We start from the raw sequence: 7,972 nt of genomic DNA, 5'->3' as shown, positions 1-7,972 counted from the left end.
GCGGGCGCGCCGGCCCCCCGGCCCGCCGACCTGGTCGCCGAGACCGGCGCGGTGGCCCGGGTGGAGCGGATGATCGCCGAGCGGGTGGGCGACGCCCTGGCCGCGCTCGACAGCGCGCCCGTGGACCGGACGGCGCGTACCGCGCTGACCGGGTTGGCCGCCGCCGCCACCAGCCGGCGGGCCTGATGAGCGATTCTCACGAGGAGGTGGTCACGTGCGGACGGTGACGGGACGGACGGACCGGGTGGTGGTCGTCGGCGCCGGGCTGGGTGGGCTCGCCTGCGCGCTGCACCTGGCCGGCAGCGGCCGACAGGTGACGGTGCTGGAGCGCGAGCCGGTCCCCGGCGGGCGCGCGGGCCGACTCTCCGTGAGTGGGTACGAGTTCGACACCGGCCCGACCGTGCTCACCATGCCCGACCTCATCGCCGAGGCGCTCGGGGCGGTCGGCGAGGAGCTGCACGACTGGCTCGACCTGACCCCGCTCGACCCGGCCTACCGGGCGTACTACCCGGACGGCTCCACCCTCGACGTGCTCACCGACACCACCCGGATGGCGGCCGAGATCTCCCGGGTCTGCGGGCCCCGGGAGGCCGACGGCTACCTGCGCTTCGTCGACTACGCCCGGGAGCTGTGGCGGCTGGAGCGGGCCGACTTCATCGAGCGCAACCTGGACGCGCCCACCGACCTCATCACCGGCAACCTGCTCAAGCTGCTCACCGGCGGGGCCTTCCGCCGCCTCCAGACAAAGATCAACCAGTTCTTCCGGGACCCGCGTACCCAGCGGATCTTCTCCTTCCAGGCGATGTACGCCGGGCTCGCCCCGCATGACGCGCTGGCCATCTACGCGGTCATCGCGTACCTCGACTCGGTGGCCGGTGTCTACTTCCCCCGCGGGGGAATCCACGCGGTCTCCCGGGCGATGGCCGGCGCGGCCGAGAAGCACGGCGTGCAGATCCGGTACGACACGACGGTGACCCAGGTTCAGACCGCGAACGGCCGGGCCACCGGCGTGCTCACCGCCGACGGCGAGCTCGTGCCGGCGGACGTCGTGGTGCTCAACCCGGACCTGCCTGTCGCCTACCGGGACCTGCTCCCCGCCGCGCCCGCGCGACGCCTCACCTACTCACCCTCCTGCGTCGTCCTGCACGTCGGCTCGCGACAGGGATATGCGAAGATCGCCCACCACAACATCCATTTCGGACGCGCGTGGAAGGGCACCTTCGATGAGGTCATCCGCAGGGGCGAGCTGATGACCGACCCGTCGCTGCTGGTGACCAACCCCAGCCGGACCGACCCGTCGGTGGCCCCACCGGACCGACACACCTACTACGTGCTCGCGCCGGTGCCCAACCTCGACCGGGCGCCCTTCGAGTGGCGCGGCGACCTGACCAGGCGCTACGGCGACCAGCTGATCAGCACGCTGGAGGAGCGCGGGTACGTCGGCTTCGGCGCCGGGGTCGAGGTGTTGCAGGCGATCACCCCCGCCGAGTGGGCGGAGCAGGGGATGGCCGCCGGCACCCCGTTCGCCGCCGCGCACACCCTCTTCCAGACCGGGCCGTTCCGCCCGTCGAACCTGCACCGCGACCTGTCGAACGTGGTCTTCGTCGGCTCCGGCACCCAGCCCGGTGTGGGCGTACCAATGGTGCTGATCTCCGGCAAGCTGGCCGCCGGCCGGATCACCGGAGAAGGCCGATGACGAGCCGCGAGGACCACCTCGTCGAACTGGTCGACGACCGCGGGCAGCCCTGCGGCGACACCACAGTCGCCGCCGCCCACCAGCCGCCGGGGCAACTGCACCGGGCCTTCTCGGTGCTGCTGATCGACCCGGACGGCCAGGTGCTGCTGCAACGACGGGCCGCGGTCAAGACCCGCTTCCCGCTGCGCTGGGCCAACTCCTGCTGCGGCCATCCGCGCCCCGGCGAATCGCTGACCGAGGCGGCCAACCGGCGGCTGAAGGAGGAGCTGGGCACCGGCCCGGTCGAGCTGACCGAGGTGGGCGTCTACGTCTACTACGCCGAGGACCCGACCTCCGGTCGCGTCGAATTCGAGTACGACCACGTGCTGCGCGGCGAGTTCCTGCCCGCCGCCCCGCTGCGACCCGACCCGGACGAGGTGGCCGAGCTGCGCTGGGCCGACCCGGCCGCCCTGGAGGCCGAACTCGACCGCGACCCCCGGTCGTACGCACCCTGGCTGGGCGGGGTGGTGAACCGACTGCTGCGCCCCTCGGGTGCTCCGTCGGGCGCCCCCGGCTCGCCCACGACCCCGGCCGGATCGTCGGCGGATGACGCGGCGGAGCGGTCGGGTGGCCGATGAGGCGCTGAGCGCGGGCGCCGTCGCGCGCCGGCTGGGGGTCGCGGTCACCACGCTGCGCACCTGGCACCAGCGCTACGGGCTCGGGCCCAGCGAGCACGTGCCCGGCCACCACCGTCGGTACACCCCCGCCGATCTGGCCCGCCTCGAAACCATGCGGCGGTTGACCGCCGAGGGCGTGAGCCCGGCCGAGGCGGCCCGGTGGGCGCGGCAGGCACCCGACCGGACGTCCGTGGACACCGTCACCCGCAGCCGGATCCGCCCGCCCGGCCGCGACGGTGGCGGCGCCATCCCGGTGGGCCGCGCCGGCCCGGCCGCCCGGGGCCTGGCCCGCGCCGCCATGCGCCTGGACGCCGCGGCGATCAACGAGACCATCGCGCACACGATCGCCGCCAGCGGCGTCGTCGCCACCTGGGAGACCCTGCTGCGCCCCGTGCTCGCCGGCATCGGTGACCGGCACGCCGCCACCTCCGGCCTGATCGAGGTCGAACACCTGGTCTCCCGGTGCGTGTCGGAGGCATTCGCGGCAGCCAGCCAGGCCAACGCGCCCAGCGGCCCCGCCCGGATCCTGCTCTCCTGCGCCGACGAGGAACAGCACACCCTCCCCCTGGAAGCGTTGGCCGCCGCGCTCGCCGAGGCCGGGGTGAGCTACCGGATGCTGGGTGCCCGGGTGCCGGTGGCCGCCCTCGTCGAGGCGGTCAACCGCACCGGCCCGGCCGCCGTGGTGCTCTGGTCACACACCCGGGCCACGGCCGACCCGGCCCAGCTCAGCGCGCTGCTCGCGGCGCCCCGCCGCCCGCTGCTGATCCTCGCCGCCGGCCCCGGCTGGCGGGCCGACACGCTGCCCGCCGGGGTGGTCCGGCCCGTCGACCTGGCCGAGGCGGTCTCGCTCGCGATGGCGGTCCGTGACTCGCTGGACCAGTCGCGGGAGGCGTGACCGGACTGTCGGTCCCCCACTCGCTTCCACTACCGTCGGGGCGTCCGCCTGCCCCGACCCCCGGGAGCGAACAGATGCAAGCCCGCGCCGCCCTGGCGTCCGTCCTCGCCGTGGTGCTGGTCTTGTCCGGTTGCGCTCAGCCAGACAGCACCGTCCACGCCGCCGGCGGGTCGCAGCCCGTCGAGTCGACCACCCCGACTGCCCCGCCCACACCGACGCCCACCCCGTCGCCGAGCCCCACCCACACCAAACCACCGAAGCCGCCCCTGCGACCGCTGCCGGCGAAGCTCCCGGCCGGGCTGCGGCGCACCACCGGCGTACGCCCCGTGGCGTTGACCTTCGACGACGGGCCCAGCCCGGCCTGGACCCCGAAGGTGCTCGACCAACTGCGGTCGGCCCACGTGACGGCCACCTTCTGCGTCGTCGGCCTCGAAGCCCAGCGGCACCCGGAGCTGATCCGGCGGATCGTCCGGGAGGGGCATCAGCTCTGCAACCACAGTTGGCGGCACGACCTCGACCTCGCCCGCCGACCGGTGGCAGAGATCAGGGCCGACCTGGTCCGCACCAACAAGGCCATCCAGGCAGCCTCCCCGGGCACACCGGTGTCCTTCTACCGGCAACCCGGTGGTCGGTGGACACCTGAGGTTCTGGCCGTGGCGAAAGAGCTCGGCATGCGCCCGCTGCACTGGGCCGTCGACCCGCAGGACTGGGACAAGCCGACCGCCGCCACGATCGCCAAGCGGGTCCACAACGCGGCACGTCCCGGTTCCATCGTGCTGCTGCACGACGGGGGCGGAAACCGGGCCGCGACGCTCGCTGCCTGCCCGCACCTGATCGCCGACCTGAAGCACCGCTTCGGCATCACCCGCCTCCACTAGATTGGCTCTGACCTGCGGTTATGCGGTGCACAACGGCTCCAGCGATACCGGTTTTGTCGACCAGCCAGGCATCACGTATGCTTTCCAAGCCTCCGGCGGGGCCGGATGGGAGCAAGTCCGCTTGAAGTTGCGAATGTGCAATGATGGCGGGGCCGCCCTCATCGTCTAGCGGCCCAGGACGCCGCCCTTTCAAGGCGGTAGCACGGGTTCGAATCCCGTTGGGGGCACGACCGGCGCAAGCCGGAGCAACACAAGCTAGGTCCTGTGGAGCAGTTGGAGTGCTCGCCGCCCTGTCAAGGCGGAGGTCGCGGGTTCAAGTCCCGTCAGGACCGCAGCGCTGACGCCGCGCCTCGCGCGGCGTTCTGCGTATCGGAGCAGGTGACCCTGCCAGCGGTTCATCCGGTTGGCGGGTAGCATGAGCCGAGCAACACGGCCAGGTAGCTCAGTTGGTACGAGCGTCCGACTGAAAATCGGAAGGTCGGCGGTTCGACCCCGCCCCTGGCCACATAGCCTTTCGCCGGGCTATCCAGGGGAAACGCCCCACCGAGGTTTACTCCGGTGGGGCGTTTCTCTGCGTGTGGGGACACCGTGGGGACAGCTTGCCCCCTACCGCTGCCCGCTCTGCCCTTTCGGCAGGGCCGCCGCGAGCCTGTCGACCGTCTCCCGCACACCCTCGACGTGGCCGCTCGTGCGCCGCTCGATCCGATCCACGGCGCTCGCGTCGCCGAGCAGCCGGATGGCCGTCGCGCCGAGCAGCAGAGCCACCGTCGCCAAGAAAACGAACCGGGCGGTGATCGGCGGATGCTCGGTGCCGAAGGCGACGGCGGCCAGGTAACCGAACAGGGCCAGGGAGGCGGCCGCGACGACACGTCCGGCGATCAGCATCTTGCGGTGGTGGTGCATGGGGTCAGCTCCTCGTTGCCGATGTGCTGGGGAGGGGGGAGGGAGGGGGGGAGCCTCCGGCCGGCGGCGGGCGAGGTGCGACGCGAACACGATGACCGGCACATACGCGCAAGCCGCCTCCCCCCGGTGGCTGGTCGCCGGTCCCATGGGTGGGATTACCGGCAGGGAGCCATCGTGACGCAGACGGGCAGTTCGCGCACCACTGTGTGAGATTGATTTACGTCGACCTAGTGAGGTTTTGCACCGTTATCTATGCCTTAGGGCTACCGACATGGCGTCATCTGCAAATTGCCCCTTGACTCACCGGCAGGACAGATCACCCATGCGAGCACGATTCGCTACCGACCGATTCGCAAGATCGACGATCTAGCGGATCGTCAGCTCAACCCGGTCCGCCGGATGCACCCCGACAACTCGACCACCGAGCGAGATGACCTGGACGTGCTCCCCCACCGTCATGCCGTGCTCTCGCCGTTCCGCCGCCGTGGCTGGCCGGCTGATCACGGTCGCGCCGCGTTGCACCGCGACCTGCCGACGCTGCTCCGGCGCCCGCACCCGAGTCCCCAGACTCGGCTCCGTCACCACCAGGCCCTCGGCCCGCAGGACGGCGAGGGTCCGGCGGACCGTCTCCCGGCTCACCCCGTAGGTCTGCTCCAGCACTCTGCTCGACGGCAGCAGCTGGCCCGGAGCGATGGCACCCGATGTGATCGACGCACGCAACGCGTCAGCGACCTGCTGATACACAGCACGCTCCGACTGAGGATCGATCACCCTGCGCACGGTACGGAGCCCGCGACCACAAAGGACCCGGGGATCCGGGGGCCCGGGGATCCCCGGCACGTGGCGGGGGGCCCGGTGACGCGTACCGGACCCCCCGCCGCGCCCGACCCGCGTCGAGGGGCAAGCCCCAGCGTATCGGGACGCACCGACGCCGGTCACTACGCGGCAGCGTGCACGATGAGTACGCTCGATGCCGTGCCCAACGGCATCATTCGATTCGGCAAGGAGGGCAGGCAGGGTGACCCCCAACCCGCTGGCCAGGACTCGTAGGCTCGGCGCCGCGTTGCTCGCGCTGCGCACGCAACGCGGCTACAGCCACGCCGAGCTTGGCCGCAAGGCCGGCATCAGCGCGTCCGTCATCTCGCGCACGGAGAACCCGCTCGGCGACCCGGGCCGCAAACCCGGCCTCCTCTCCGTACGGCTGCTGCTCGACGCCCTCGACGTGCCCCGTGGCAGCCGGGAGTGGACTGCCATCGAGAGCCTGGCCGAGGACGCCGCCAGCAGTCGATGGTGGGACGCCGCGGCGTACACGCGGATGGGCGACGGGCAACGCACCTACGCGCTCGTCGAGGCAGGCGCGAGCACAATCCGGGAGTACGCCGGGCTGCTGCTTCCCGGCATCGTGCAGACCGCCGCGTACGCCCGGCACCGGGTGCTGGCGGTGACCGGCGACGCTCCTGTCACCGACCCGGAACCGATCGTGCGAGGACGCCTGGAGCGGCAACGCCAGACGGTCGGCGGCGGCCTGGCCCAGTACCAGCTCGTCCTCGAAGAGCAAGCGATCCGCCGGCGGCCGGTACCCGCGGAGGTGATGCTGGAGCAGCTTCGTCACCTCCTGGCCTTGATGGAGGGCGACGGGGTGAGCGTGCGGATCGTGCCGGTCGACGCGCAACCCGGTGACGGGTTCGCGCCGCGGGCGCCGCACGCCCATGTGACCTACCCCGACATGGACGACCCGCCGATCGTGGTGGTCGACAACGTCACCAAGGCGCTGCTGATCACCGACCCGGTGGAGGTGTCGGGGTATGCGCAGCTGCACCAGCGGCTGCGCGAGGCCGCACTGTCTGACGCGGACAGCGCGGTGTACATCCGCCAGGCGGCGGCCGAGCTGGCCGCCACGATCTGAGGAGACCCATGTCCGACCCGCAGCAGTTCCGCAACACGACCGACCCCCGATTCACCGAGTGGATGAAGTCGCCGGAGTCCGGTGGCAACGAGGGGTGCCTGTACGTCTCGACCGCCACGGACGGCTCCGGCGACGTGGCCCTGGCCGAGAGCGAGGACGGCCCGGACGCCCCGATCCAGGTGGTCCCGAGGGCGTCGTGGGACGCCTTCCTGGCCGGTGCTCGATCGGGGGCGTTCGACCACATCTGATCCTGCTTGACGAGGGGGCCGGCACCGGTTGGTGTCGGCCCCCTTCTATGTTGCTGCCCGTGTTGCCCTTGTGACCTTGGGCGAACGATGCCAGGGTGACAAATGCCGAGGCGAATCATTCGCAGCGGTTACGGGCACGGCGTGAGCGACGGTCCCCCCGTCCGCGAGCACCGGGCTCGGGGCAGCGGCGGCGGTGACCATCCGAACCCGACGCGATGTGTGCGACCACCGTCGCCGCTGCCTACCTGGAAGGGCAGGGGCGGCCGTGCCGGACGGGGCCGGCCGCCTCGGTCCCTGAGGCGAGAGGGCACCGCGATGAGGCTCCCGTTCCGCCGGCGCCGCCGGCCCGCGCAACCCGCACAACCCGTCCCCATCCCGACCGTCATTTCCGCGCCGCCCGCGGGGCAGACGGCTCGCATCTGCGGAGACATGCGGTGATGGGCGAGGAGCCCACCACCATCCGGGCGGTGCGCGTCGAGCTGGGCGAGCGGTCCGTTCGGGCGCTCACCGACCGCCTGGAGGGCGAGCACCTGCCCCGGCGGCCGGAGTGGACCTGCCTGACGTGCGAGCAGGAGTGGCCGTGCGACCCGGCGCGGATGCGCCTCGCCGAGGCGTACGGCGACAACCGGATCTCCTTGTCGATGTACCTGGCGTCGCTGCTGTACGTGGCCCTGCCGGAGATGCCGCAGACGCCCTCAGCCGAGCTGCACGAGCGGTTACCTGCTGCCATCCGGCGCAGGTGAAGATCAGCCGGAGCAGGTCGTCCCGGACTACCTCGGGCGAGTCCGGT

At 72.1% G+C, this 7,972-nt stretch carries 9 protein-coding genes, 3 tRNA genes and 1 pseudogene; 11 read left to right on the top strand and 2 right to left on the bottom strand.

The genetic code is table 11. The features are described from left to right. From AB0J68_RS21870 to AB0J68_RS21835, 8 genes and pseudogenes are all read left to right on the top strand, one after another. Positions 1-186: pseudogene (locus tag AB0J68_RS21870) on the top strand (polyprenyl synthetase family protein); the annotation flags it as partial. A 28-nt stretch (positions 187-214) separates the two neighbouring features. Beyond that, positions 215-1,696 carry a phytoene desaturase family protein gene (gene crtI, locus AB0J68_RS21865; protein ID WP_355064662.1) on the top strand — a complete coding sequence of 494 codons (1,482 nt, stop codon included), beginning with the start codon at positions 215-217 and terminating at the stop codon, positions 1,694-1,696. Then, positions 1,693-2,313, top strand: coding sequence for an isopentenyl-diphosphate Delta-isomerase (gene idi / locus AB0J68_RS21860; protein WP_354853524.1), 621 nt, complete (start codon positions 1,693-1,695; stop codon positions 2,311-2,313). The genes crtI and idi overlap by 4 nt, the downstream gene beginning before the upstream one ends. After that, a complete protein-coding gene (locus AB0J68_RS21855; RefSeq protein ID WP_354853906.1) occupies positions 2,303-3,247 on the top strand; it encodes a MerR family transcriptional regulator in 945 nt (314 codons plus the stop codon). The genes idi and AB0J68_RS21855 overlap by 11 nt, the downstream gene beginning before the upstream one ends. A 74-nt stretch (positions 3,248-3,321) precedes the next feature. Beyond that, on the top strand, positions 3,322-4,125 hold the full coding sequence (locus AB0J68_RS21850) for a polysaccharide deacetylase family protein (protein WP_363940251.1): 804 nt from the start codon (positions 3,322-3,324) through the stop codon (positions 4,123-4,125). A 154-nt stretch (positions 4,126-4,279) separates the two neighbouring features. Further along, positions 4,280-4,352, top strand: a tRNA-Glu gene (locus AB0J68_RS21845). Positions 4,353-4,383: 31 nt separating this feature from the next. Next, positions 4,384-4,457: transfer RNA gene (locus AB0J68_RS21840), tRNA-Asp, on the top strand. A 99-nt stretch (positions 4,458-4,556) separates the two neighbouring features. Beyond that, positions 4,557-4,630 (top strand) — tRNA-Phe (locus AB0J68_RS21835). A 101-nt stretch (positions 4,631-4,731) separates the two neighbouring features. On the opposite strand, the gene AB0J68_RS21830 is transcribed toward AB0J68_RS21835, so the two are convergent. Then, positions 4,732-5,028: a hypothetical protein gene (locus tag AB0J68_RS21830; protein ID WP_363940249.1), complete on the bottom strand. Its 297-nt coding sequence runs from the start codon at positions 5,026-5,028 to the stop codon at positions 4,732-4,734. Positions 5,029-5,394: 366 nt separating this feature from the next. Further along, complete coding sequence (locus AB0J68_RS21825) at positions 5,395-5,772, bottom strand: winged helix-turn-helix domain-containing protein (protein WP_363940247.1); 378 nt, start codon at positions 5,770-5,772, stop codon at positions 5,395-5,397. A 274-nt stretch (positions 5,773-6,046) separates the two neighbouring features. Between AB0J68_RS21825 and AB0J68_RS21820 the strand changes: the two genes are divergently transcribed. The 3 genes from AB0J68_RS21820 to AB0J68_RS21810 all read left to right on the top strand — a co-directional run bounded on the left by AB0J68_RS21820 (position 6,047) and on the right by AB0J68_RS21810 (position 7,925). Beyond that, the gene (locus tag AB0J68_RS21820; RefSeq protein ID WP_363940245.1) at positions 6,047-6,934 is read left to right on the top strand and encodes a helix-turn-helix transcriptional regulator; all 888 of its coding nucleotides are present in this window, start codon (positions 6,047-6,049) and stop codon (positions 6,932-6,934) included. Positions 6,935-6,942: 8 nt separating this feature from the next. Next, on the top strand, positions 6,943-7,182 hold the full coding sequence (locus tag AB0J68_RS21815; RefSeq protein WP_363940243.1) for a DUF397 domain-containing protein: 240 nt from the start codon (positions 6,943-6,945) through the stop codon (positions 7,180-7,182). Positions 7,183-7,619: 437 nt separating this feature from the next. Beyond that, on the top strand, positions 7,620-7,925 hold the full coding sequence (locus AB0J68_RS21810) for a flavin reductase (protein ID WP_363940241.1): 306 nt from the start codon (positions 7,620-7,622) through the stop codon (positions 7,923-7,925). Positions 7,926-7,972 lie beyond the last annotated feature (47 nt).

The sequence above is a fragment of the Micromonospora sp. NPDC049580 genome (assembly GCF_040675595.1).
Taxonomy (GTDB): domain Bacteria; phylum Actinomycetota; class Actinomycetes; order Mycobacteriales; family Micromonosporaceae; genus Micromonospora.
Note: the sequence above shows the minus strand (reverse complement) of the source record. Positions and strands in the feature narration are given on the sequence as shown.